Source organism: Streptococcus parasanguinis (assembly GCF_901875555.1).
Taxonomy (GTDB): domain Bacteria; phylum Bacillota; class Bacilli; order Lactobacillales; family Streptococcaceae; genus Streptococcus; species Streptococcus parasanguinis_H.
Genome location: NZ_CABFMD010000036.1, coordinates 36,219 through 60,039, shown reverse-complemented (window position 1 = coordinate 60,039; position 23,821 = coordinate 36,219). Strand labels below are relative to the sequence as shown.

Annotated in this window: 22 protein-coding genes; 3 read left to right on the top strand and 19 right to left on the bottom strand. The window is 44.0% G+C overall.

What is annotated here, in order from left to right:
- Positions 1-423: 423 nt before the first annotated feature.
- The 15 genes from nrdG to JX304_RS09810 form a co-directional block, all read right to left on the bottom strand.
- Positions 424-1,029, bottom strand: a complete 606-nt coding sequence (gene nrdG / locus JX304_RS09880) for an anaerobic ribonucleoside-triphosphate reductase activating protein (RefSeq protein ID WP_205012413.1) — start codon at positions 1,027-1,029, stop codon at positions 424-426.
- A gap of 4 nt (positions 1,030-1,033) precedes the next feature.
- Positions 1,034-1,534 (bottom strand): GNAT family N-acetyltransferase, encoded by a 501-nt coding sequence (locus JX304_RS09875; protein WP_205012412.1) that lies wholly within the window; start codon positions 1,532-1,534, stop codon positions 1,034-1,036.
- Between the two features lie 163 nt (positions 1,535-1,697).
- A complete protein-coding gene (locus JX304_RS09870; protein WP_009731858.1) occupies positions 1,698-1,838 on the bottom strand; it encodes a hypothetical protein in 141 nt (46 codons plus the stop codon).
- Between the two features lie 11 nt (positions 1,839-1,849).
- Entirely contained in the window at positions 1,850-4,060 is a 2,211-nt protein-coding gene (gene nrdD / locus JX304_RS09865) for an anaerobic ribonucleoside-triphosphate reductase (protein WP_205012455.1), read from the bottom strand.
- Positions 4,061-4,182: 122 nt separating this feature from the next.
- Positions 4,183-6,021: an MFS transporter gene (locus tag JX304_RS09860; protein WP_205012411.1), complete on the bottom strand. Its 1,839-nt coding sequence runs from the start codon at positions 6,019-6,021 to the stop codon at positions 4,183-4,185.
- 168 nt (positions 6,022-6,189) lie between these two features.
- Positions 6,190-7,725, bottom strand: coding sequence for a cardiolipin synthase (gene cls / locus JX304_RS09855; RefSeq protein ID WP_205012410.1), 1,536 nt, complete (start codon positions 7,723-7,725; stop codon positions 6,190-6,192).
- 382 nt (positions 7,726-8,107) lie between these two features.
- Positions 8,108-8,518 (bottom strand): SP_0198 family lipoprotein, encoded by a 411-nt coding sequence (locus JX304_RS09850; RefSeq protein ID WP_205012409.1) that lies wholly within the window; start codon positions 8,516-8,518, stop codon positions 8,108-8,110.
- A gap of 76 nt (positions 8,519-8,594) precedes the next feature.
- Positions 8,595-9,827, bottom strand: a complete 1,233-nt coding sequence (locus JX304_RS09845; protein WP_205012408.1) for a bifunctional folylpolyglutamate synthase/dihydrofolate synthase — start codon at positions 9,825-9,827, stop codon at positions 8,595-8,597.
- 257 nt (positions 9,828-10,084) lie between these two features.
- The gene (locus JX304_RS09840) at positions 10,085-10,390 is read right to left on the bottom strand and encodes a DUF1292 domain-containing protein (RefSeq protein WP_003001941.1); all 306 of its coding nucleotides are present in this window, start codon (positions 10,388-10,390) and stop codon (positions 10,085-10,087) included.
- 22 nt (positions 10,391-10,412) lie between these two features.
- Entirely contained in the window at positions 10,413-10,832 is a 420-nt protein-coding gene (ruvX, locus tag JX304_RS09835) for a Holliday junction resolvase RuvX (protein WP_003014525.1), read from the bottom strand.
- On the bottom strand, positions 10,832-11,098 hold the full coding sequence (locus JX304_RS09830; RefSeq protein ID WP_003002070.1) for an IreB family regulatory phosphoprotein: 267 nt from the start codon (positions 11,096-11,098) through the stop codon (positions 10,832-10,834). Before JX304_RS09830 ends, ruvX begins: the two co-directional genes overlap by 1 nt.
- A 124-nt stretch (positions 11,099-11,222) precedes the next feature.
- Positions 11,223-11,819 carry an SP0191 family lipoprotein gene (locus JX304_RS09825; RefSeq protein WP_205012407.1) on the bottom strand — a complete coding sequence of 199 codons (597 nt, stop codon included), beginning with the start codon at positions 11,817-11,819 and terminating at the stop codon, positions 11,223-11,225.
- Positions 11,820-11,954: 135 nt separating this feature from the next.
- The gene (gene spx / locus JX304_RS09820; protein WP_003009108.1) at positions 11,955-12,353 is read right to left on the bottom strand and encodes a transcriptional regulator Spx; all 399 of its coding nucleotides are present in this window, start codon (positions 12,351-12,353) and stop codon (positions 11,955-11,957) included.
- An 87-nt stretch (positions 12,354-12,440) separates the two neighbouring features.
- The gene (recA, locus tag JX304_RS09815) at positions 12,441-13,586 is read right to left on the bottom strand and encodes a recombinase RecA (RefSeq protein ID WP_205012406.1); all 1,146 of its coding nucleotides are present in this window, start codon (positions 13,584-13,586) and stop codon (positions 12,441-12,443) included.
- A 119-nt stretch (positions 13,587-13,705) separates the two neighbouring features.
- The gene (locus JX304_RS09810) at positions 13,706-14,974 is read right to left on the bottom strand and encodes a competence/damage-inducible protein A (RefSeq protein ID WP_205012405.1); all 1,269 of its coding nucleotides are present in this window, start codon (positions 14,972-14,974) and stop codon (positions 13,706-13,708) included.
- 375 nt (positions 14,975-15,349) lie between these two features.
- Here JX304_RS09810 and JX304_RS09805 point away from each other — a divergent pair, with 375 nt between their 5' ends.
- Positions 15,350-16,381 (top strand): S66 family peptidase, encoded by a 1,032-nt coding sequence (locus tag JX304_RS09805; protein WP_205012404.1) that lies wholly within the window; start codon positions 15,350-15,352, stop codon positions 16,379-16,381.
- 210 nt (positions 16,382-16,591) lie between these two features.
- Here JX304_RS09805 and JX304_RS09800 read toward each other — a convergent pair whose 3' ends face one another.
- Genes JX304_RS09800 through mutL form a run of 3 tightly spaced genes read right to left on the bottom strand, consistent with a single transcriptional unit; the run spans position 16,592 to position 19,725 of the window.
- The gene (locus JX304_RS09800; RefSeq protein ID WP_205012403.1) at positions 16,592-17,158 is read right to left on the bottom strand and encodes a DNA-3-methyladenine glycosylase I; all 567 of its coding nucleotides are present in this window, start codon (positions 17,156-17,158) and stop codon (positions 16,592-16,594) included.
- 9 nt (positions 17,159-17,167) lie between these two features.
- Positions 17,168-17,761: a Holliday junction branch migration protein RuvA gene (gene ruvA / locus JX304_RS09795; protein ID WP_205012402.1), complete on the bottom strand. Its 594-nt coding sequence runs from the start codon at positions 17,759-17,761 to the stop codon at positions 17,168-17,170.
- A gap of 20 nt (positions 17,762-17,781) precedes the next feature.
- Entirely contained in the window at positions 17,782-19,725 is a 1,944-nt protein-coding gene (mutL, locus tag JX304_RS09790) for a DNA mismatch repair endonuclease MutL (RefSeq protein ID WP_205012401.1), read from the bottom strand.
- Positions 19,726-19,971: 246 nt separating this feature from the next.
- Between mutL and JX304_RS09785 the strand changes: the two genes are divergently transcribed.
- Entirely contained in the window at positions 19,972-20,412 is a 441-nt protein-coding gene (locus JX304_RS09785; protein WP_205012400.1) for a LytTR family DNA-binding domain-containing protein, read from the top strand.
- Complete coding sequence (locus tag JX304_RS09780; protein ID WP_205012399.1) at positions 20,406-20,861, top strand: DUF3021 domain-containing protein; 456 nt, start codon at positions 20,406-20,408, stop codon at positions 20,859-20,861. Before JX304_RS09785 ends, JX304_RS09780 begins: the two co-directional genes overlap by 7 nt.
- 304 nt (positions 20,862-21,165) lie before the next feature.
- Here the strand turns inward: JX304_RS09780 and mutS are convergent, their stop codons facing one another.
- On the bottom strand, positions 21,166-23,715 hold the full coding sequence (gene mutS, locus JX304_RS09775; RefSeq protein WP_205012398.1) for a DNA mismatch repair protein MutS: 2,550 nt from the start codon (positions 23,713-23,715) through the stop codon (positions 21,166-21,168).
- Between the last annotated feature and the right edge of the window lie 106 nt (positions 23,716-23,821).

The following is a 23,821-nucleotide window of genomic DNA, read 5'->3' as shown; positions in this document are numbered from 1 at the left end:
TTTTTAGCAAAAAATGCATTAATTATCACTTTTTTGTCCATTATGGACATTTGGAAAGTAAGCGCTTTCTGAAAGCGACAAAATCTTTTGCCTACTTATCGGAGAATTCAAAAAAACCGGGTGAAACACCCGGTTTGAGAATGTAGACAAGCTGTTTTTTACATCAAACAAGTTAATGGATGCCTAACAAATTAAAATGAGATACTTTTTAGTCTTATTCAATCATCTACTGAAACTTTCCGCCGTGAGAAAAGCGCTAGAAACACTATTGTTTCTAGCGCTTGGGAGTTTTGAAACTTTAGGTTCAAAACTAAGTCATGGAACTTCTTCGAAGTTCGCTGACGTCCGTACTCACCTAAAGGAAGTTTCTAAGATGACTTTGTCTTCAATCTGAACCGAGTGAAAAACCCGGTTTGTGAAGATCTACAAAAGATCATCTCGTTTGACCTGCTCAAAACTTTCCTTGCCATCATTGAGCTTGTCCCAGATGACGACCTTTCCTTCTTTGAGAGATTGTTGAACATCAATAATCCGCTGGTTGGATGAACCACGAAACTGCAACATCAGGTTGCGTTTGCTCTTATCATAGCGCCCATCGACCAGAATATCAATCAGCGAGAGAAGCTCTAATTTGTCTGGCGTTTCCAGCATCAGCTCTTCCCAAGTGTAACCGGTCCAAGACCAGATATCTTTGTCGGGTAGCTCTTTTCTCACACGCTTGACCAAGGGCAACAGGATGCCGGTGTTGAGAAAAGGTTCCCCACCAAGCAATGTCAGGCCCTGAACATAGGGTTGGGCCAGATCAGCCATGATTTGCCCCTCTAACTCTTTGGTGTAGGGAATGCCTGCATTGAAAGACCAGGTCGCAACATTATAACAGCCCTCGCAGTGAAACATACAACCTGCTACATAGAGAGAATTGCGCACACCTTCTCCATCCACAAAGTTAAAAGCCTTGTAGTCGATGATGCGCCCTTGACTCAGTTCTTCACTCTTCCACTCTCCTGGTTTTGGTGTATTCCATGTCATCCTTCTAGTCCACCTCTATCCAATAGCGCTCCGTTCCATTTCGAACATCCTCAAATTGACCGCCATTAGCTAAGATAACAGCTCTGCTGGCAGGATTTTCTGTGCTACAAGTTACCAAAGCTCGTTTGATATTCTTTTCCTTAGCAACTTGTAAACCTTGGCGGAGGGCCTCTTTAGCATAGCCCTTACCTCTTTCAGAAGGGCGGATGGAGTAACCGATATGGCCACCCTCCTCCAGGAGATAAGCACTCAGGCACAAGCGGAAATTGAGAAAGCCAACCGCTTGACCGTCTCTTGCAAAAGCGACTAACTGAACAGCAGGCACCCAACCTTCCGGAATTCCTAGCCCCATTTCCATGTCACGATTACTTTCCAACCACTCCTCATAAACAAAATCATCAGCATCCCAAAAGCCACCGTCGTGCGCTGATCGGGTCTCTTCGAACTCTGTCATCATATTTAGAATGGCCTCTTTATCCGCTAGAGTTGGTCTGCGTAATTTCATCTTTACCTCCCCCATAAGAGAAAAGTGAGAGCGGACTCTCACTTCACAATATAAACAATCATTTTTAATAAATACTGAATCAATGAGTCGACACTTATTTATTAAACTTTTTTAAGAATCTACTGAGAATTTCATCTTCAATATGAAGTGAGAATTCTCACTTTTATTTTTTCTTAGCCTTTTTTAAAAATTGTTCTCTCAGGCTAGCCACGCGGTCTTTTTTATTGACTCCACCTGTCGAATGCTTTTCGTGGAATCGTTGAACCTGGGCCTTGCCTTTATCGTCTAATTGGTATTTTCCCATAATGTCCTTTTCTAATCTGTTACTTGGTGTCCAGCTGATTTGATAGTAGATCCGTTCATGTGTTTGACACGCGCCGAGATTTCCTTATGACGGCCATTGACCATCGGGCGAGCTTGAGGGTTTCCTAGATAACCACAGGTCCGTTTGACCACATCGACCGTTTTTGGATCGCTATTGCCACAATTTGGACAAGCAAATCCGCGCTCAGTAGGCGTGAAATCTCCTTCAAAATCACACTTGTAACAACGGTCAATCGGCGTATTGGTTCCGAGATAACCGACCCGGTCATAGGCATAATCCCAAACCGCTTCAAGCGCTTTTGGATTTTGTTGGAGCACAGGATACTCACAATAGTGGATGAAGCCACCAGTCGCCCCAGCTTCTGGATAAACTTTTTCAAAATCCAGCTTCTCAAATGGGGTTGGGTTTTTGCGGACATCGTAGTGGAAACTATTGGTATAGTATTCCTTGTCTGTGATATCTGGAACCTTCCCAAATTTCTCCGTATCCAGGCGACAGAAGCGGTCTGTCAAGCTTTCTGACGGTGTCGAATAAATGGAGAAGTGGTAATCATACTGGTCAGACCATTCTTCCACGCGCGCTTTCATGTCCTTGATGATATCGATCGTGAATTGTTTGGCTTCTGGATTGTGTTCCCAATTTGGGCCATAAAAGACGGTTGCGACTTCGTAGAGTCCGATATAACCAAGTGAAACAGTCGCTCTGCGATGACGGAAGAGCTGATCTACCTGATCATATTTACCCAAGCGTTTCCCGAAAGCCCCATATTGGTAGAGAATCGGCGCATTGGCTGATGTCGCTTCTTTGGTGCGCTCCACCCGGTAAACCAAAGCATCTTCAGCAATGTTCATTCGTTCATTAAAGATTTGCCAGAATTTTTCTTTGTTCCCTTCTGATTCAAGAGCGATCCGAGGAAGATTGACCGTCACAACGCCAAGATTCATCCGGCCAGAATTGACTTCGACGCCATTTTCATCCTTCCATCCTTGAAGGAAAGAACGGCAGCCCATGGGTACCTTAAAAGAGCCTGTTAATTCCACAATCTTGTCATAAGAGAGGACATCGGGATACATGCGCTTAGTAGCACATTCTAAGGCCAATTGCTTGATATCATAGTTGGGTGTTCCAAGCTCTAGGTTGAGTCCCCGTTTGAGGGTAAAAATCAATTTTGGAAAGATGGCTGTTCGGTGTTCCGAACCCAGTCCCTTGATCCGGATTTTCAGAATCGCTTTTTGGATTTCCCGTTCGTAACGGCTAGTTCCAAGTCCAAAACCAAGCGAAGTGAAAGGAGTTTGCCCGTTTGACGTAAAGAGGGTATTGATCTCATATTCTAGCGATTGCATGGCATCATAGATGTCTTTTTGAGTCTTACTCCAAGCATAGTCCTCTTGCTTTTCAGGAAGTACCCACTCTTTGGCATCCGCTAAGTGTTTTTGGTAGTTCTTTTCTGCATAAGGAGCCAAGACTTGATCGATCCGGTCTGCTGAACAGCCACCATACTGACTAGAGGCCACATTGGCAATAATCTGCGAGATCTGTGCCGTTGCAGTTTGGATAGACTTAGGACTTTCTACTTCTGCATTCCCGATCTTAAAGCCATTTTTCAGCATGCCTTCAAAATCGATCAAGCAGCAGTTGGTCATCGGTGTATAAGGGCTATAGTCCAAATCATGGTAGTGGATGTCCCCTTTTTGGTGGGCATTGGCTACGTGTTTGGGCAACATTTTAAGACCAATCGACTTACCAACGATCCCTGCTGTCAAATCACGCTGGGTGTTGAAAACATCACTGTCCTTATTGGCATTTTCATTCACCACCGCTTGGTCCTTGTTGAGGAGTTTGCTAATCGTAAAGTTGATATCGGTTGCTTTTGAGCGCTCAAAATCCCTCTGGGTTCGGTAAGTGATATAGCTCTCAGCAATCGCATATTCATTGGCTTGAAGCAATTCATGTTCGACGACATTTTGAATTTCATAGATCTTCACGCCATTTGGAAAGCGCTCCAAGATTTCTGCAATAATGCGGTCAACAATGGCCTCTAGTTTGGCTTCCATCACCGGTGTGAGAGAAGTTACTTCTTTTGTGGCCTTTAACAAGGCTTTATAAATTTTTTCAACATTGAATGGAACACGACGGCCATCTCGTTTTTCAACAAAAATATCAGGAGCCATTCTCAGTTGTTCTTCTCTCAAGGTGATCATACCAAACATGCCTCTTTTCATTTATTTACATACAAGTTGTATTATACCACTCCAAAAATAAAAATCAATATCTTGTGGAAAATTTTATAAAAAACTTTCTAAAGCACAAGATATTGATTTTCTTAAGAGCGTTGATAGAGTTTGAAATAATGGTATTTCTTCTCAACTAGACGATAATTTTCTTTGAGCAAGTCTTTCATTTTGGAGGTCAACTCTACCTGATTGTTGACCACAATATACTTGGGTTCAGACCGATCGATTTGTTGGGTAACATTGGTCCGGTTTTCATTAATCCCCAGATAAGACGTCGGTGTCAATAAGGCAGAAGCTGCCAAACGATCGCTTTCTTGATAGAGAGTAGCTGTCGTATCCCAAGCATAGACGCTATCTTTGGTCTTGCTGTGGTTATGAATGTAGCTAGCGATAGCGCTCCGTTCACTGGATTGGCCAGACTGAAGCACGACATCTTGAACCACTGGATTCGCCAACAGATAGATAAGGGCTACTAGTGGTAAAAAAACTTGGCTCGTAAAGTAAGCGGCCCAAATTTCCTTGTTTTTCTTCTTCCGACCACGACGTTCGATCCCATCGTTTTCTTCCCCATCTCGTGAGAACCAGATCGCAAACAAAGGAAGAACAAATGGCAACATCGGTAACAATTGGTAAGCCCCTTGTTCCGGAAGACCAATCGACACGATAAGGACTACCAAGCTACCTGCCCATCCTATAAAGCGGAAGATTCGGCGAGCACTGCTACTTTGCTTGGTAAAGGACATCAAAAAGGCAGAGACCAGACCAAGGGCGAGCGCCAACAGGCCGTAATAAATGACATTACTGAAGGTCTGTCCATTAGTAAAATTCAAGGCATTAAAGACATAGGTCACTTGGTTAATGGCATAACCAAAAGTCTGATTCAAAACGGTGATATAGCCAATTGGATAAAAGACGAGTGAAAAACCAAGGAGAGCTGCCAGCAGTTGATAAAAACCACGTGCCCATCTCTTCTGCTTAATATTAAAGGCTGTTAATCCAAGGAAGGCCAACAAATAAAACAGGGCACTGGTCATCGGATCAATCAAGAAAGCAACAGCTGCGATCGCACCATAAAGGATAAAGCCTTCATCCTTACGATGACCAATCAGATAAGCCAAAATGAAATTCATGCTGGCAAATAGGATTGGAAGACTAAAGAAGGTCACATAAGTCCCTCCAAAACCAAGGCCTAGCACCAAGAAATAAAAGAGTAACTGGACATTCTTGGCTGTATCTTTATCAGACACCAACAGGCGCACAACCCGATAGAGATAAGTACCCGCAAAGAAGAGGGCAATCGCTTGGAGGAGCATCAAGATCCAATGTCCACCCGCCAAGCTTCCCAACCAGTTGATCGCATAATAGAGGAGACCATTGGTTCCGTAAAAATCACCAAACGGGACTTGACCTTTGGTCATTGCCCAGCCAGCATACAAGTTTTGCGATTGTTGATCGGTTGCAAAACGGGTTAAAAATGGCACACCGACATGCAGTAAACTAATCAAAAGACTCAACACAAAAGGAATCGTTAGAGGCACTGGACGCTTGGATTGACGACGGATCGGCTCAACTGCCACATCCGCTTCTAACTCTTCCGTATTCTCTTCTATGCTAGATGCTTCCGCTTTTGTCGCTTCAACTCCCGATTTACGAGAACGGCGACTCATCCGACTGAGTGGTTGCTCCGCTTTCTGTTCTGATTCTTGTGTAGGTTCTGCTACTGCTTCTGGCTTGGCATCACTAATGGACTCTGATGCCTCCATTGCAACCGGCTCCTCCAAGACTTCTACCTGTTGGCTATGAGTCGGTTCTTCTTCACGAAAGACTGATTTGTCTAGCACTTCGCGAATTTCACGTGTATCCTGAAAACTATCTCCCACGTGAAGCCCTAACTTTTTAGAAGTCATTTCTTGCTCTTTTTCGCTCATTCTTTTTCCTTTTCTTCCATGTTCCTCTGCTCTTTCCTTTTAGAAAAAAGCCCATTATCTTTTCTAGTATACCAAATTCTGCCGACCCTGTCAGCCTCTTGCCACATAGTCCTATGGAAAAAGAGTCAGGCATCTCGATTCCTGACTCTGATTCTCGTTTTAATACATTTACAGCATCGGTGCGAACAATTGCATAATTTCCTTGATTAAGCTTTGGTGCCATGTAAAGCGGAAGGTATCTTCAGTGATTTCTTGGGATACTTCAAAGATGTGATCAAAATCCGCCCGGATCTCTTTCAGAGCAGGCGTTTGATACATCCAGACCGCATTTTCATAGTGATGGACCAGACTACGGTAGTCAAAGTTAATCGATCCCACAACCGCCATTTCATCATCTGCAAGAACTTGCTTACTGTGGACAAAACCAGGTGTGTACTCATAGATTTTCACACCAGCATCCATCAGATCCAGGTAAGCCCCACGCGTAACAATTTGGATTAATTTTTTATCCGGAATATGCGGGGTCACGATGCGAACATCCACCCCACGAAGGGCTGCATTGCGGATATCCTCTGTCAAATCATAATCGATGATCAAATAAGGAGTCGTGATATAGACGTAATCTGTCGCTTGGTTGATCATATTTTGATAAACCGTCTTTCCGACCTGCGACTTGTAAATCGGCTTTGGTCCACTCCCATAGGGAATGTAGAGCCCTTCGCCTTCGACTGCCTTGTTTTCAATATGATAGCGGTCAAAATCCTCAATTTCCCCACGGTTGATGTACCAGTTCATGAGGAAGAGTCGCGTTAAGGCCTTAACAGCTCGTCCATCCAAGCGGATGGCACTGTCCTTCCAGTGACCAAACCGCTCAATGTGGTTGATATACTCGTCTGCCAAATTGACACCACCCGTATAGCCGATCTGCCCATCAATGACCAGAATCTTGCGGTGGTCCCGGTTGTTATAAGCCACTGTTAGACGGGGGATCACCTTGTTAAACTTATGGGCATCAATCCCCATCTTTCTCAATCGCTTGGTATAGTTCCCAGCCAAGGTTGCCATACAGCCGATATCGTCATAAAGGAGTTTGACTTCGACCCCCTCTTTCACTTTCTGCTCTAATATCTCTAGGATACTGTTCCACATCAAGCCTTCATCAATGATGTAAAACTCGATGAAGATAAATTTTTTCGCCGCTCTCAGATCCTCTAGTAATTGCTCATACATATCCTCCCCTAGAGGGTAAAAAGTTGACGCCGTCCCATTGTAGAGATCCGCATTGTGGTCCATGGATAAAATAGACTTGACCAAGCCGTAGACTGCCTTGCTTTCTTTCTTGAGCTCCTTACGCAATTGCTGGCTGTTATCCTCTCTAAACTTCATGGATTCCATATTTTTCAGCTGGATCATTTCCTTCTTGGACAAACGACGCTCGCCAAACATGAGATATAAGAGAGATCCAAAGACAGGAATAACCGCAATCAAGAGCCAAGTCACCTTATTTTCGGGAGGGGTATTGCGGTTAACAATAGCTAGGATCGTCGACACATATAAGAGCCCAATGACCGCAACTGATAGCCAATGAGGGAACCATTTATTGAGCCAAAAGAAGGCCGCAAAGGATACCCACAGTTCGAAGCCCATAAACAAAATACTAAATCCATACTTGGACATTAAAAGACGTAATTTTCGAAAGGTCACAGCATCCTCCTTTTTTCTTTCTACTAGTATAACAATTCTTTTTACCCGATGCAACGACCAACCAAACCCCTTCTTGACAAACAAAAAGAGGCTGGGACAAAAGTCCTAGCCTCTCAATTATCTTTGGATTGTCGAGCAAGACGTAGTGGTTGAGTGCTCAAAGCACTGCTTTGAGGTGGCGGATAGAACTTGCGAAGCAAGTATCCTAAGTCTTTGTTCGCTTTTTAAGCTTCAAAGATGCCCTATGTTGACGGAAACTATGTTTCCTTTATCTGCAACCTTCAACAGTCTCCCAGACTGTTGAAGCTGTGCGGTGGTGGGACGACGAAATCGAATTCTAACGAATGACCGATTTCTGTCCCACTCTCTCTTGTCTCGTCCCTTATTGCTTGGTCAAAACGATAATCCCTTGATCATCCTCTGCTTGCTCCAAATCTTCTAGCGATAACCGATCCCCTTCGATCCGATAGCGATAGGGCTCATCCCCTATACGCATAGATTGATTGACCGGATCAATACTGACCTCTTTAGTCTCTTCTTCGCCATCATCATCTTGCACTGTAAATGTGCCTTTTTGACCCGTCACCACCAGTAGAATTGTATTCTCCTCATCCTGTCCTCGATAGCTTCCATCTATGGAAACCCCTTGCTCTGACTTTTCACTGGTCGAAGCCACTGTCTCAGATGAATGTGAGCTAACGCTACTTGAGGCTTTTGGCGTTTGTTCTTGCTGACTACAAGCAGTCAGGAAAAGGGCTACTGCCAAGGTCAGTATAGACATGATTTTTTTCATTAAGATCGACTCCTTTCACTATAACCGTACACTATTTACCACCAGTATACGCCAAGAAAATCTTTAGGTCAATTGTTTAACCCTCTAATAAAAATGCCCTTACTTCTGCAATAAAATACAAGGATCCTGTCACAAATAAGACTTCTTCTGGACGACTCTGATCCATAAATTCTTTGATATAGGCCTTATAGTCAGCTACATAGGGCAGGTCTTGTCGATCGCCATGGGCCACCACTTCTCCGTAATGAAAGGTCGTCAACATTAATTCAGCTTCTGGTAACCCAGCTTGAAGTGTTTCCAGCATTCCACTATAATCTTTTCGTTTGAGGGCTCCAAATAAAATCTTCACGCGTTTCCCAGTTAAGCTTTTTGCAAACTCGATCAAACGCACCATGGCATGAGGATTATGGGCTCCATCCAAATACACCTTGTCACCAACTAATTCTAAGCGCCCTGGCCACCGTGTCTCTTGCAGAGCAAGCTTGATCATATCCAGATCTACTGCTTGAGGCTGACCTTCCATGTAAAGGAGGAAGGTCTCCAGAGCTACTGCAGCATTTTCCCGTTGGTAATCACCCTTCAAGCCAAGAGAGGGCAAGACAAGGTCCACGTTTTCATTCCAAAAACGATCCTGCTCTAAGCCAAAATCTTTTTGGAAGGTGTGGAGATCCACATCCAACTGCTCCGCTTTTTCTTGACAAATGACTGCAGCTTCATCAGATAAGGGGCCCACCACTGCTTTCTTACCTTGTTTAAAAATTCCTGCCTTTTGCTGGGCGATTTCCGCAATCGTCCCTCCCAGTGTTTCCTGGTGATCCAGGCCAACCGAAGTGATCACTGCGATCTCTCCTGTCACCACATTGGTGGTATCTAGAAGTCCACCGATGCCAACTTCCAATAAGACCACGTCCACAGCTTGTTCCTTAAAATACAAGAGAGCCATGAGGCAAATAATCTCAAAATAAGAGAGTTGGTCCTGAGTTTTGAGTAGGGTCTGCTCCATTTGTTGGACTTCTTGACCAATCCGAGTGAAATCTTCATCCGAAATCGGCTTGTCCCCAATACAAATCCGATCATGGATACTGATCATATGAGGAGAGGTAAAGGTCCCAACCTTCTTTCCGTGAGCCATCAACAATTGACGCAGAAAGGCGATTGTGGATCCCTTCCCATTGGTTCCCGTCACATGAAGGATCGGGTAAGCCTTATCCGGCCTCCCTAAAAGTCTTACCGCCTGTTCCATACGATCCAAGCCAGACCGAAAATTCAAACCGATCCGACTATTCATCCATTGCTCAATCTTATTCACATCTTCCTCCTAAAAGAAAAAAGCGACAAAACCTCTTCTGACGTTTGCGCTCCTTTCTTTTGTAGTTATTTCTTTCTCATTTTTACAGCAGGTCCATTGGACTTACTTGCGGGCTTTATTTCTTGCGCAAGGGTAAAAACATCCCCCGGAATTTCCTGCTTTTTCTTGTTTCTAGGAGCTGGGCTAAAAACGTCCCCCGGACGTTTCAACTCTTTCTAGTTTCTAGGAGTTGAGGTGATACAGTCTCCCAGACTGTATCACTCCTCCATAAAGCTGTTGAAGACTTCCTCGATCATATCCCATTCTGCATCTGAGTCTTCTGGGATTGGTTGAAGGTCGCCTTCTGTGCCGTCTTCGTTTTCTGTAAATGAATAAGCTTGGATTTCAACTTCACCGTTTTCATCTTCTTCTGCATTAGCAGGGATCAAAAGGACATAGTTTTTCCCAAATTCTTCTTTACCATCAATGGTCAAAAGAATTTCAAACAAGGTTTCATTTCCTTGTTCATCCACCAATGTGATTAATTCACGTTCTTCATGGTCGTGGTTATGATCATGTGCCATACTATTCTTCCTCGTTTTCTTTCTAAAAATTGCGATCTAAATAATTTTGTAAAATGAGCTGCGCCGCCAACTTATCAATGACTTTTTTGCGTTTGCTACGGCTAATATCTGCTTGCTCAATCAACATCCGCTCTGCAGCAACTGTCGTCAACCGTTCGTCTTGGTAGTCGACTGGCAAGCCAAACTTTTCAGCAATCATCGTGCCATAAGCCTGACTGGCTTCCACACGCGGTCCGCTAGTGTTGTTCATGTTTTTCGGCAAACCCACAACAAAACGGTCCACCTTGTATTGAGCTACTAATTCGGCTAAGCGCTCCAAACCGAATTCTTTTTTATCTTCATCGATTTGGATGATTTCAAGACCTTGAGCTGTAAAGCCGAGAGGATCACTCACAGCAACCCCAACGGTCTTTGAGCCAACATCCAATCCCATAATTCTCATTAGAGGTCTATTCCTTGCCCTTTCAAATAATAACGTACCAATTCCTCAACGATCTCGTCTCGTTCATATTTACGAATTTGGTTCCGTGCATTATTATAACGAGGTACATAGGCAGGATCCCCACTGAGTACGTATCCTACGATTTGATTAATTGGATTGTAGCCTTTTTCATCCAGTGACAAGTAAACATCTTTCAAGGTCTCGCTAATTTCCTTACGATTTGAATCATCAAGATTAAAACGTACTGTCTCATCTGTAAATCCCACAAGAACACCCTCTTTCCTTAGAATACTACCATTATACCATAATCAAAGGTTTTCCACAACGGTCAAGTCCTTGATTTTACGGCTTTTTCAAGCATTTTTAAGCTATTTTAGCTAAACTGTTTTTTTATTTTTGCTCACTCGCTCCAGCATGGATGAGATTGTCTGCAAATTGGCTTGGTGTCAGCTTCAACAACTCCGGCAAGTGATTGTTTTTAAAGTAAGTCATGCCTTCAGCTTTCTTCACATCCATTGCTTCAAAGTCGTAGGTGATAGTCACCTTGTATTCATTCTCATTTTCCAAGGTCAAATCAGCTGTGAAACCTGGCACTGTCAAAGCTTCCTTAAAGGCATCATCCTTGTTGAAGGATTCTCTCAATTGCTTTTGCGCTTCCTCAACTCCAACCTGTTGGATCCCTTTTTTCAATTCTTCATCGGTTGCCGTCACATTGATAGTCTGCAACTTTTTAAAGGTGTTCCCCACGTAGGTTACGATTTGCGTCTGTTGTGTTCCCTTGTCATCTTTTGGAAAGACAAAGGTTCGTGTGACTACTTGATTTTCTTCAGCCTTTTGCAAGATACTCTTATTATCTTTTTGCAACTGTTCTGCCTTCGCTTTGATCGCTTTTTGGTCACTTGAACTTGGTGTTTTCACTTGTTTTTTAGGGCCACAACCTGTCAAAAACAAGGCAAGTGCACCCAATAAGAAGATTTTTCTTTTCATTTTTCATTCCTTACTAGTTATTGTTTTCTAAAATATTGTATCACAGATTTCATAAATTGGCGCAGTAAACTACTATCCATTCCTATTTTGAACAAGAAAAAATCAGAAACAAGCTGTTCCTGATTTTTTATCGCTTTAAAGTGCTGCACGCATCCGTGCTTCTGCATTTTCTACATTTCGAACGGAGCGTGGTAAGAAAGCACGAATATCGTCTTCTTTGTAACCCACTTGGAGGCGTTTATCGTCTACCAAGATCGGACTTTTAAGGATACGAGGTGTTTCCATAATAATATCGATCACTTCATTGACACTTAAGTCTTCGATATCCACTCCTAGATTTTTAGCGTAACGATTTTTTGAAGAGACAATACTTGCCACTCCATTTTCAGTCTTTGTAAGGATATCCAATAACTCTTCTTTGGTGATCCCTTCCTTACCGAGGTTTTGTTCTTTATAAGTTAGCTGATGAGCGTTGAGCCAAGTCTTTGCTTTCTTACAGCTAGTACAACTTGACACTGTATAAATTTTAATCATGCATGCACTCCTTTCGCTACACGATATTACTATCGTATTAAATTATAACACAAAAACCATCAGTCTAGCGACCTATTTTGAAAAAAATTAATCTTCAATTTCAATCGCATCATCTAAATCTAGTGTTACTTCTTCTGCAAAAGGAGCTTCTTCTTCAGTTTTATCAAGGGGTTTCACTGTTTCGTCTTCTTCGATCAACCCAAAATGAACCCGAACCTTGTGGTCAATTTCATCAAAAATTTCTGGGTGATCTGCCAAGAATTTCTTAGCATTTTCAGATCCTTGACCAATTTTTTCGCCATTGTATGAATACCAGGCGCCGGCTTTTTGGATCAAATCGAGGTCGGTCGCAATTTTCAGCAATTCACCCGTACGTGAAATTCCTTCCCCGTACATGATTTCAACCATGGCTTCTTTGAAGGGTGGAGCCACCTTATTCTTCACAACCTTGATCTTGGTTTCCTTACCGACATTGGTATCTTTTTGGTCCCCAGTCCCCTTAATTTGGGTATTTCCACGAACATCTAAACGAACAGAAGCGTAGAATTTAAGGGCACGACCACCAGGTGTTGTTTCAGGGTTCCCAAACATGATCCCTACTTTTTCACGTAATTGGTTGATAAAGATGGCAATGGTCTTGGTTTTATTGATGGAAGCTCCAAGTTTGCGCATCGCTTGGCTCATCATCCGCGCTTGCAAACCAACGTGGCTATCTCCAATATCACCATCGATTTCCGCACGAGGTACCAAGGCTGCAACAGAGTCGACAACTACCAAATCAACGGCACCTGAGTCGATTAATTTACCAGCAATTTCAAGCCCTTGTTCCCCTGAGTCTGGTTGAGACAAGAGGAGCTCATCAATATTGACCCCAAGAGCGGCCGCATAAGACGGATCCAAGGCATGCTCAGCATCGATAAAGGCAGCAATACCTCCTTCTTTTTGTGCTTGAGCTACTGCATGGAGGGCAACGGTTGTTTTACCTGATGATTCTGGACCATAGATTTCGATGATCCGACCTTTTGGATAGCCTCCAGCACCCAAGGCAATATCAAGTGCCAATGAACCAGAGCTCATCACTTGTACTTTTTGTTCCGCGCGTTCGCCCAAACGCATGATTGATCCTTTACCAAAGTCCTTTTCGATCAACTTCAGGGCATCATTGAGCGCTTTTTCACGCTCATCTCCAAATTTCTTAGAGATCTCATCTAATTTTTTCTGTTTTTTCGCCATTCTTTTCTCCTATTTTTTACTATACAGGAAATACACTCCACTCACCAACGATTTCCGTCATTTGAAAGGCTCATTTCCTGTCCATTTGTAGAATCATTCTTCATTTGGCACAAGCTTCATTATACCAAATTTTCACCATTTAATACAGCCAGGCGCACCAAATTAAAGGCATGAAGGACTGCAATTTCGCGGACATCCGCCCGGCTACGTCCGGCGATATTGACTTGGACACTATCCACTCCACTTGGAGTCGCAAGTCCGATAAAGACGGTCCCTGCCGGATGCCCTTCTAGGCTATCTGGTCCCGCAACTCCGGTCAGGCTAACACCATAATCGGATCCTGTTAACTTACGGGCCTGTGACGCCATGGCTTGGGCTGTAAAATGAGACACGACTCCATGTTGCTCCAACTCTTGAGCTGGAATAGACAACATCTTGCTTTTTTCTTCTAGGCTATAGGTGACAAAACCACCCGCGAAGATGCTGGACGCCCCTGAAAAATCTGCCAGAGTCGCTTGGAAGAGTCCAGCTGTCAGGCTTTCTGCAGCTGTAATGGTCTTACCAGTCTGTTTCAATAGATCAAAGGCAACCTTGGCCATCGAATTGTCATCTCCATAACCGTAAAACAACTCTTGCAAGGGTTGATGATCCAGGGTGTGGCGTGATAAGATTTCCTTTTCTAAGACATCGAGCTTCGCATCTGCTTCTGCCTGATCTTTCGCCTTTGTAGACAGACGCAAGGTCACTTCTCCTGTCTTGGCATAAGGAGCCACTGTCGGATCACTCTGCTCTTCAATAATATCGGCTAGGATCGTAACCAGCTGGCTTTCCCCAATCCCAAAGAAGCGCAAAACTCTAGAAAAGAGCTGCTCTCCTGTTGTTAAATGAGGTACCAGTTGTTCATTGACCATGGGTTTTAACTCACTTGGAGGACCAGGTAGAACAACATAGGTCACTCCGTCGACTTCAATCAAACCTCCAACCGCGAGACCTGTACGGTTTTGAAGGGGGATTGAACCAGCGATCATTTGTGCTTGTCGCTCATTATTGGGTGTCCGGACATAATCAGGGCGACTGGCAAAGAAGGTGTCAAGTTTGGCAAGCACTGTCGGATCAAAAACCAGTTCTTTCCCTAAGAACTTAGCAAGGGTTTGCTTGGTCAAATCATCCTCTGTTGGACCAAGTCCACCGCATAAAATCACCAAATCGCTGCGTTTTGAAGCCGTTTCAATAGTGGCTAAAAGACGTCCTTCATTGTCTCCTACCGCCACATGATAATAGACATCAATCCCTAAACTAGCTAATTTCTCAGACAAGAATTGGGCATTGGTATTGACAATTTGTCCTGTTAGAATTTCTGTTCCAACTGCAATAATTTCCGCCTTCATGGTGCCTCCCACTTATACTATTCGTAATTTTCATTTCATTTTAACACAATTTCCTAAATTATTTAAAAAACAGATTGAAGATAAAGTCCATTTTAAGTAACTTTCTTCAATCTTTTTCTTTTAGAGTATAAAGTAAAAACTCTTAGAAATATCATTACATCAGCATTCCTAAGAGTTTTAACTATGTTGCAATCAACTTCTAAAGGGCTATTTTCTATTGTTGATAGAGCTTACCTATATTCTGAAGTAACCATATCGAGTGGTTACTTTTTTACTACTTTCTTAATCTAAAAGCTTTCTTCTGACTCTAATTCTTGTTGTTTCCCCTCATCTTTTGTGATACAATAGCATCAATTTTTTCTAGGAGGATAATATATGACTTCTACTATTGGTATTATAAGTTTATCTAGTGGGACTATGGGTGAAGACTTTGTCAAGCACGAAGTGGACTTGGGTATTCAACGTCTCAAGGACCTCGGACTCAATCCTATCTTTTTACCTCATTCGCTAAAAGGCTTAGATTTTATCAAAGAACATCCTGAAGCTCGTGCAGAGGATTTGATTCAGGCCTTTTCTGATGATAGCATCGACATGATCCTATGCGCCATTGGTGGAAACGATACATATCGCTTGCTACCTTATCTTTTTGAAAATGACCAACTACAAAAGGTTATCAAACCAAAGATTTTTCTCGGTTTCTCGGATACGACCATGAACCATCTCATGTTGCATAAACTAGGAATCAAGACTTTTTACGGGCAATCCTTTCTAGCAGACATTTGTGAGTTAGACAAAGAAATGTTGCCATATAGCCTCCACTACTTTAAAGAATTGATTGAGACGGGAAGAATCTCAGAAATTCGCCCTAGTGACGTTTGGTATGAGGAACGGACTGATTTTAGTCCCAAAGCCTTGGGAACACCTCATGTCAGCCATGCAAATACAGGTTTTGACTTGTTACAAGGCAATGCTCAGTTTGAGGGAGAAATTCTCGGTGGTTGTCTTGAGTCTCTCTATGATATTTTTGACAACTCTCTACACGCAGATAGTACAGACCTCTGCCAAAAATACAAACTTTTCCCTGACTTATCCGACTGGGAAGGAAAGATTCTATTGCTAGAAACAAGTCAAGAAAAGCCTGAACCTGATGATTTTAAAAAAATGTTGCAGGCTTTAAAAGAAACTGGGATATTTGAAGTCATTAGTGGACTCTTGGTCGGAAAACCTATGGATGAAACCTTCTATGACGACTATAAGGAAGCTTTAATGGACACCATTGATAGCAATATCCCGATTGTCTATAATCTAAACGTTGGCCATGCTACACCAAGAGCAATTGTTCCCTTTGGAGTCCACGCGTATGTAGATGCAAAGAAGCAAGTCATTCTCTTTGACTATAGCAAATAAGAGAGTGGGACAGAAATCGGTAATTCATTAGAATTCGATTTCGTCGTTCCACCTCCGCACAGTTGAGTAGGGCTGTAAAAGCTGATGAAATCAGCGTAGTAGAGCCCACTCAACCACTGCGTCTTGCTCGACAATCCAAAGACAATTGAGAGGCTAGGACTTTTGTCCCAGCCTCTTTTCTATATTCTCTGATGTTCTAGTCATCTAACGTCACTTATTTCCACTTTTCCATTCACAATCATTCTCGTGATCATTGACGAGGCCTGCTGCTTGTAGGTAGGATAGGACCGCAACGGGACCCGTAAACTTGAAACCACGCTTTTTGAGATCTTTAGCAAACTTCTCGGAAAGAGCTGTCTTCGCAGGAGCCAGCCGGTAATCCGGGACATCATTGTTGATGGTTTTCCCCTCAACAAAAGACCAGAGATAAGCATCAAAAGAGCCGAACTCTGCTTGGACTTGCAAAAAGGCTTGAGCATTGGCACGCGTTGCAAAGATCTTAGCACGATTGCGGATGATGGCTGGATTATCTAACAAAGCTTCCAGCTCCTCATCCGACATCTCTGCAACATGTTGAAGGTGATAGCCATGAAAAGCCTCACGGAAAGCCTTGCGTTTATTGAGCACCGTTTCCCAAGAAAGTCCCGCCTGGTAGGTCTCCATACAGAGCAACTCAAAAAGCGCTTGGTCATCATGGAGGGGACGTCCCCACTCCTCATCATGGTAGACTACATAGAGCGGGTTGTTCATTTTAACCCAGCCACAACGTTTTGGCATAGACTTCTCCTATTTCACCAACATCTTAAGAGCCGACTTGATATAGTTCTCTGCTGTATCGGTCGTCCCTTCAAAGAATTTCTTGATTTTCTTGAGTTCCGTTGCCTTGTAGCCCAATGCCAACATGGCTTCCATGGCTTCCTCAAGGGCTTGGTTTTCTTCTGCTGCTTTGGCTTTGGTCTGAGCCGGTGCATCTTCTAGGTCAAGATTGATCTTACCTTCCAGATCCAAGACCATCTGTTGGGCTGTTTTCTTGCCGATCTTCGGAAACTTGGTCAAGTAGGTGATGTTCTTGCTTTCGATGGCTTGGACAAGGCCTGCATTGTCATCAGCAGCAATGATGGCCAGAGCTGATACTGGGCCAATTCCAGAGACTGAGATCAAGTTCAGAAAGAGCTTTTTCTCTTCTTCTGTCGCAAAGCCATAGAGAAGGTGAGCATCTTCACGGACCACTTGGTGCAGATAGACTTGCACCTCTTGATTCATTTTGCCAGAGTAGGCATAGGGATTGGCCACATGCAAGAGATAGCCGATCCCAGCTGTTTCCACCACGATGTATTTGGCGGTGATTTTCGTTAAGATTCCTTTAATGTATTCGTACATAATCTTCCTTTATTGTTTGTTTAATACTTGCCCAATTCTCGTAGGCTAGTGTGATTTTCCTGAATGCGTCGGAACATCTTTTCCATGTCCGACTTGGTGAAGTTGACCAAGACGGGACGGCCGTGAGGACAGTTATAAGGGTTGTCGCATTGGGATAGTTGATAGATCAGATCGCGTGCAGAGTAATCGTCCAGGGTGTGGTTGGCCTTGATGGAGCGTTTGCAGGACATCATGATAGCCAACTCCGCCCGGTATTTCTTGATCGACACTTCCTTAGTCAAGAGGAGCATGTCACACATCTCATAGATGCCCGACTCGATCTCTTCTTCCTTCATCCAGATCGGATGCTCCCGCAAGATTAACTGGTTGGCTCCATATTCTTCCAGGTAGACTCCCACTTCCTCTAGGAGGGGTTTGCGCTGTTGCAGGCGGATCAGATCATCTGCAGGGAATTCAAAGATATAAGGCACCAGCAGTTGTTGTTGACTGCCGTCCACATCCCCGATACTCTCCCGGTATTCTTCGTATTTGACCCGCTCTTGGGCCGCATGTTGGTCGATGATATAGAGGCCCCCATTGCCTTGGGCAAAGAGATAGGTCCCATGCATCTGTCCAAAATATTCCAACTCTGGGAAGGTCGATGCTTCCTCTCCCTCCAGCTTGTCATAGGCCTTGTCTAGACTAGCCAGATCCAACTCTGGGTGATCCAGTTCATCATAAACCACAGCCTTTCTTTCCGCAAACTTGATCACGCTTGTCGGTTTTTCTGCCGGTTTTTCTTGGCTTGTAGAATCTGTAGCCACCTCATCTGTTAGAGGCAGTTGAGGATCTGCCACCTCTGGTCGAAGTTTGAAATCTTGACTTTCTCGGTCATAATAAAGGCGGTTTTCTTTTAAAGGCAAGGTTGTCTGTACCGGCTTTTCTGTTCGGCGAATGGTCGACTTGGCTAGATTTTCTAGAGCATCCGGAATTAGGTCCTGCTCTTTCAGAGCATTCGCAATGGCTTGCGAGATCAAGGCCATCAGTTCTCGTTCTTTGGAGATACGAACCTCTTGCTTGGTCGGGTGAACATTGACATCCGCTAAGTAAGGGTCGATCTGGATATGAATGACCGCGAGCGGGAAGCGACCCACCATGAGTTTACTACCATAGCCGTCTAAAATAGCCCGATTGAGCAAGAAATTCTTGATGTAACGGCCGTTGATAAAGAGACTGATGTAGTTGCGATTGGCACGAGTCAATTCAGGCAAAGACACAAAGCCTGTCACTTCAAAATCTAGGTCGCGATTTTCAATGGCCACCATCTTCTTGGCAGACGCCAGACCATAAACACCCGCGATCGCTTGCCGGAGATTGCCAGTCCCCGCTGTTTTAGTCATTTCTTTTCCATCATTGATTAAGGTGAAAGCAATCTCTGGATGGGCCAAGCTCAAGCGATTGAGAATATCCACGATATGGGATAGCTCTGCCTGCTGGCTTTTTAAATACTTGAGACGAGCAGGGGTATTAAAAAAGAGATCTTCCACTGTGATCTTGGTCCCGACAGGGCTTGTCGCTGGCTCCAATTCCTCAATTTCGCCACCCTTTGCGACCAATTTGGTTCCGTAGGCAGCTCCTTCTTGCGCCGTTAGAAGGGTTAGAATACTGACAGAAGCAATGGAAGGCATGGCCTCACCACGAAAACCAAGCGTTCGAATGCGAAAAAGATCCGCTTGACTCTTGATCTTGCTGGTTGCATGTCGACGGAGGGCCAGAGCGACCTCATCATGCGCTATCCCTTCCCCATTGTCTGTAATCCGAATCGACTTCAATCCTGCTTCTTCGATTTCAACGACGATCTGGCTAGCTCCAGCATCGATCGAGTTTTCAACCAATTCCTTGACCACACTAGCAGGTCGTTCAATTACTTCACCTGCCGCAATCTGGTTGGCTAGGACTTCTGGCAATTCAATAATCTGTGACATAGCTGCTCCTTTACCTTTTTTCACCGATACATGTAGCTCTATTATACCACAGATCCACAGGACTCCCTTTCTTAAAAAATGGAGGCTGGTCCCATCTTCTTCCCTAAAAACCGCATAGGCAAAGAAAATGACCACATAAACAAATCCCCTTGTCTTCCCTTTGGAAAAAGTGTTTAATAGTAATGTAAAGAAGGAGTCCGGCTAGCAGGAAAACCGACTTTACCTAAAGGAGGAAGATACGATTTTATGAAAGTTGAAGTACACATTGATTCCCATTTCCAAGAAGAAGCGGTGACGATTACAGCACCTACACTATCTACGCGTGTAGAGAAAATCCGTGACTTTGTGGAAGAATTGGATCAAAAAGGGCGCTTACGTGCCAAAAAGGATGGGGAGGCTTACCTGATCGAAAGTCAGCTATTCCAACGTTTTTACATAGAAAATCGGCAAGTGATTGGTGAGACCATGTCAGATCAGTTTATTCTAACTGGACCACTCTATCAGCTATCCGAAGACTTACCGACCTTCTTTCTCAAAATTTCCCAATCTGAAATTATCAACACAAAAGAAATCGATCACCTGCACTTCACTAGTGGAGGATCGGTTCAAATCTATCTCAAAAACGGGAATCTGACCTACTCCTCCCGTCGTTATTTAAAAGCTATTAAGGAGAAATTATCATGCTAAAACAATCATTTTCTGATGCCCTGAAAGGGATTCTCATCGGGCTCATCCTATCCATCTTCTTTTCCTACCGCTTCTCACCAGAGTTGTACCTTCCCTTAAGTCCTAATTCTGCTGTTGGCCGCTGGATGTTCTTGCATCATGTTCACGGCTCACTGGTCATGCTTTATTGCGTCCTCATCTGGGGTGCGATCGGGGTCCTCTTTAGCTTGGGAAGTCTCCTCTTTCAAAAAGACTGGAGCCTCTTGCGTGCTACTCTGAGCCACTACCTGCTCATGTTACTTGGTTTTATTCCTCTAGCTACCTTGGCTGGCTGGTTTCCAGCACGACTCGGATTTTACTTCTCACTCATTGTCGAATTCACCCTCGTCTACGTGATTATCTGGTTGGTCTCCCATCATTTTTACAAAAAACAAGTCCAAGAAATCAATCAAAGCATTACTAACCACTAAGCAAAAAGACCCCTAGTGCTACAAGGATCTGAAAGTGGATATAAGCTGTTCTTTTATACAAATCTAATAAATCCTATAAAAATGATACTTGTTATAGTTATTCAATCATCTACTGAAACTTTCCGATGTGAGAAAAGTGCCTGAAACAATTGTGTTTCAGGCACTCGGGAGTTTTGAGACCTCAGGCTCAAAACTAAGTCATGGAACTTCGTAGAAGTTCGCTGACGTCCGGACTCACCTAAGGAAAGTTTCTAAGATGACTTTGTCTTCAATCTGAGATCCTCGCCGTCACGAGGATCTTTTTTTACAATTTCTTTTTCAATTCAGCGACTGCCATCATGACTTCCATCGGAGTCATATTGTAGAGATCCAAATTCTTCAATTCTGTGATCACTGTATTTTCTGCATTTTCCTCAAAGAGGGACATTTGTTCAGCAACCTGTGAAGGTACTTCCTTTTTAGGAGTTGCATCCACCAGCGGTACTTGCTGGGCTTGTCCTTCGAGCTTGGTCAAAATTGCATCCGCCCGCTTCAACAACTCTTCTGGTAAACCAGCGATCTTTGCTACATGAATCCCATAGGACTTATCCGCTGGGCCGGGTTCAATCTTGTGCAAGAAGGTCACCTGACCATCTCGCTCTAAGGTCGCAACATGGACATTTTCCAAACGGGACAGGCTCTCTGAGAGAGCTGTCAACTCATGGTAATGGGTCGCAAACAAGGTTTTGGCTCCAGTACGATCGTGAATGTATTCGATGATGGACTGGGCAAGAGCCATTCCATCATAGGTCGCCGTTCCCCGTCCCAACTCATCAAATAAAATCAAGGACTGGGGCGTTGCCTTGCGAATAGCGTGATTGGCCTCCATCATTTCCACCATAAAGGTAGACTGACCCGATACCAGGTCATCCGCAGCTCCGATTCGGGTATAAATGGCATCAAAGATTGGCAACTCAGCCTTTTGCGCTGGAACATAGGAGCCAATTTGGGCAAGAATCACAATGATCGCCAATTGGCGCATATAGGTAGATTTCCCGCTCATATTTGGACCAGTAATCAGCTGAATGTCCCGTTCTTCATCCATAAAGATGCTATTAGGAATATAGGACTGGGCCCCCATCACTTTTTCAACAACCGGATGACGGCCTTTGTCGATCGCGATCCGTCTTTCGTCATGGAAGAGCGGACGAATCAATTGTTGCGACTCAGCAACACTGGCTAAACTTTGTAAAACATCAACCGTCGCAATCGCTTGAGCCAACTCTTGCAGGCGCTGGATATACTTGCCAACTTCTTCACGAATCCGCATAAAAATCGTATATTCAAGATTAGCAGACTTCTCACGCGCCTCAAGCATATCCCCTTCGATGCGTGCCAATTCTTCCGTACCAAAGCGTTCTGAATTTTTCAAGGTCGCCTTGCGGAAAAAATGAGCAGGAACGTGGCTCAATTGAGAATTGGTGACATGGAAATAGTAGCCATCCTTCTTGTTGTAATCGATTTTTAGGCCTGTGATACCGCTGGCTTCACGCTCCTTGGCTTCAATCTCTGCAATCCAACCAGTACCATCCCGAAGAACGACACGGTACTGGTCCAATTGCTCGTCAAAACCGGTACGGATGATATTTCCCTCTGTAATAACAGCAGACGCTTCCGGAGAAATAGCAGATGTAATCAAGCGGTGCAATTCGGGAAGTTCATCCAAGCGTGCAATCAAGACATCCAAGACCGGATCCCCAATCCCTAGTAAAATCGACTTGATCATCGGCACATGCCCCAGAGTATCTCCTAGTTGCAAGAGATCCTTAGGATTGATCTTGCCAAAGGAAACCCGACTCGCTAAGCGTTCAATATCATAGACTCCTTTGAGGCTGTCGGTCAGGTCGCTCCGTTCAAAGAAATGATCCATAAAGACCTGAATGATGTCCTGACGCTCTCGAATCCGTTTCAAATCGACCAAGGGTTTCTGAATCCAGGACCGCAACAGACGACCTCCCATGGCCGTCTTGGTTTCATCCAAATACCAATACAAGCTACCATGTTTCTTCCCAGTCCGAGCATTCTCTGTCAAGTCCAGACTAGCCTTGGTCGCAAAATCCATCTGCAAGAAATCACAAATCTCATAATGATGGGCTTTTTTGAGGTGGCTCAATTCCCGCATTTGGGTCTGGTGGACATACTGGAGAAGTTTTCCAGCCGTTTTCTTTTCGAGCTCACTCAGATGATCCCCTAAGAGTTGGACATCGTCCAGCGCTGTCTCTACATGTGACAGCAAGAGATTCATCTGGCTCACAAAAACACGCTCTTCCTGTTCTGGCAAGGCATAACCCAGGACCACCTCACGCGCACGTAAATTGCGGATTTCTCCACAAACCATGCTGAAGTCATTGAGGGTCGTCACCTGAAACTCCCCTGTCACCAGATCCATATAGGCTAGCCCATAATCATTCCCTGAACGGTCCAAAGCAACCAGAAAGTTATTCTCACTATCTGGCTTGGTCGAATCCACCACTGTACCAGGGGTAATCACCTGTACCACTTCCCGCTTGACAACTCCCTTGGCTTCTTTGGGGTCTTCCATTTGTTCGGCAATCGCGACCTTATAGCCCTGTTCGATGAGAACATCAATATACTGCTGGGCCGAGTGGTAGGGAACACCCGCCATAGGGATCGGATGCTCTGCATTTTTATTCCGTGAGGTTAAGGAAATCTCTAAAATTTGAGCTGCATTCACTGCATCTTCATAAAATAATTCGTAAAAATCTCCCATTCGAAATAGCAAAAAGGCATCTGGATAGTCTTTTTTGATATCTAGATACTGCTGCATCCCAGGGGATATTTTCTCTACTGCCATACTTCTTTATTCCTTACTGTTGCATCATTTTCTGACGCAAGCACCATAGATGAAAACAGGAGTAGATAGCTCACTATCTTCCTCCTTTTGACATCTTAACGGGGTA

Coding starts and splice junctions, on each gene's coding strand:
- JX304_RS09840 (WP_003001941.1), bottom strand. CDS start 10,390: ATGGCACATGATCATAACCACGACCATGAAGAACGTGAATTAATCACA.
- nrdD (WP_205012455.1), bottom strand. CDS start 4,060: ATGATCACCTTGAGAGAAGAACAACTGAGAATGGCTCCTGATATTTTT.
- JX304_RS09800 (WP_205012403.1), bottom strand. CDS start 17,158: ATGCCAAAACGTTGTGGCTGGGTTAAAATGAACAACCCGCTCTATGTA.
- JX304_RS09780 (WP_205012399.1), top strand. CDS start 20,406: ATGCTAAAACAATCATTTTCTGATGCCCTGAAAGGGATTCTCATCGGG.
- JX304_RS09805 (WP_205012404.1), top strand. CDS start 15,350: ATGACTTCTACTATTGGTATTATAAGTTTATCTAGTGGGACTATGGGT.
- JX304_RS09825 (WP_205012407.1), bottom strand. CDS start 11,819: ATGAAAAGAAAAATCTTCTTATTGGGTGCACTTGCCTTGTTTTTGACA.
- JX304_RS09810 (WP_205012405.1), bottom strand. CDS start 14,974: ATGAAGGCGGAAATTATTGCAGTTGGAACAGAAATTCTAACAGGACAA.
- spx (WP_003009108.1), bottom strand. CDS start 12,353: ATGATTAAAATTTATACAGTGTCAAGTTGTACTAGCTGTAAGAAAGCA.
- JX304_RS09850 (WP_205012409.1), bottom strand. CDS start 8,518: ATGAAAAAAATCATGTCTATACTGACCTTGGCAGTAGCCCTTTTCCTG.
- ruvA (WP_205012402.1), bottom strand. CDS start 17,761: ATGTACGAATACATTAAAGGAATCTTAACGAAAATCACCGCCAAATAC.
- nrdG (WP_205012413.1), bottom strand. CDS start 1,029: ATGACATGGAATACACCAAAACCAGGAGAGTGGAAGAGTGAAGAACTG.
- ruvX (WP_003014525.1), bottom strand. CDS start 10,832: ATGAGAATTATGGGATTGGATGTTGGCTCAAAGACCGTTGGGGTTGCT.
- JX304_RS09860 (WP_205012411.1), bottom strand. CDS start 6,021: ATGAGCGAAAAAGAGCAAGAAATGACTTCTAAAAAGTTAGGGCTTCAC.
- JX304_RS09785 (WP_205012400.1), top strand. CDS start 19,972: ATGAAAGTTGAAGTACACATTGATTCCCATTTCCAAGAAGAAGCGGTG.
- mutL (WP_205012401.1), bottom strand. CDS start 19,725: ATGTCACAGATTATTGAATTGCCAGAAGTCCTAGCCAACCAGATTGCG.
- recA (WP_205012406.1), bottom strand. CDS start 13,586: ATGGCGAAAAAACAGAAAAAATTAGATGAGATCTCTAAGAAATTTGGA.
- mutS (WP_205012398.1), bottom strand. CDS start 23,715: ATGGCAGTAGAGAAAATATCCCCTGGGATGCAGCAGTATCTAGATATC.
- JX304_RS09870 (WP_009731858.1), bottom strand. CDS start 1,838: ATGGGAAAATACCAATTAGACGATAAAGGCAAGGCCCAGGTTCAACGA.
- JX304_RS09875 (WP_205012412.1), bottom strand. CDS start 1,534: ATGAAATTACGCAGACCAACTCTAGCGGATAAAGAGGCCATTCTAAAT.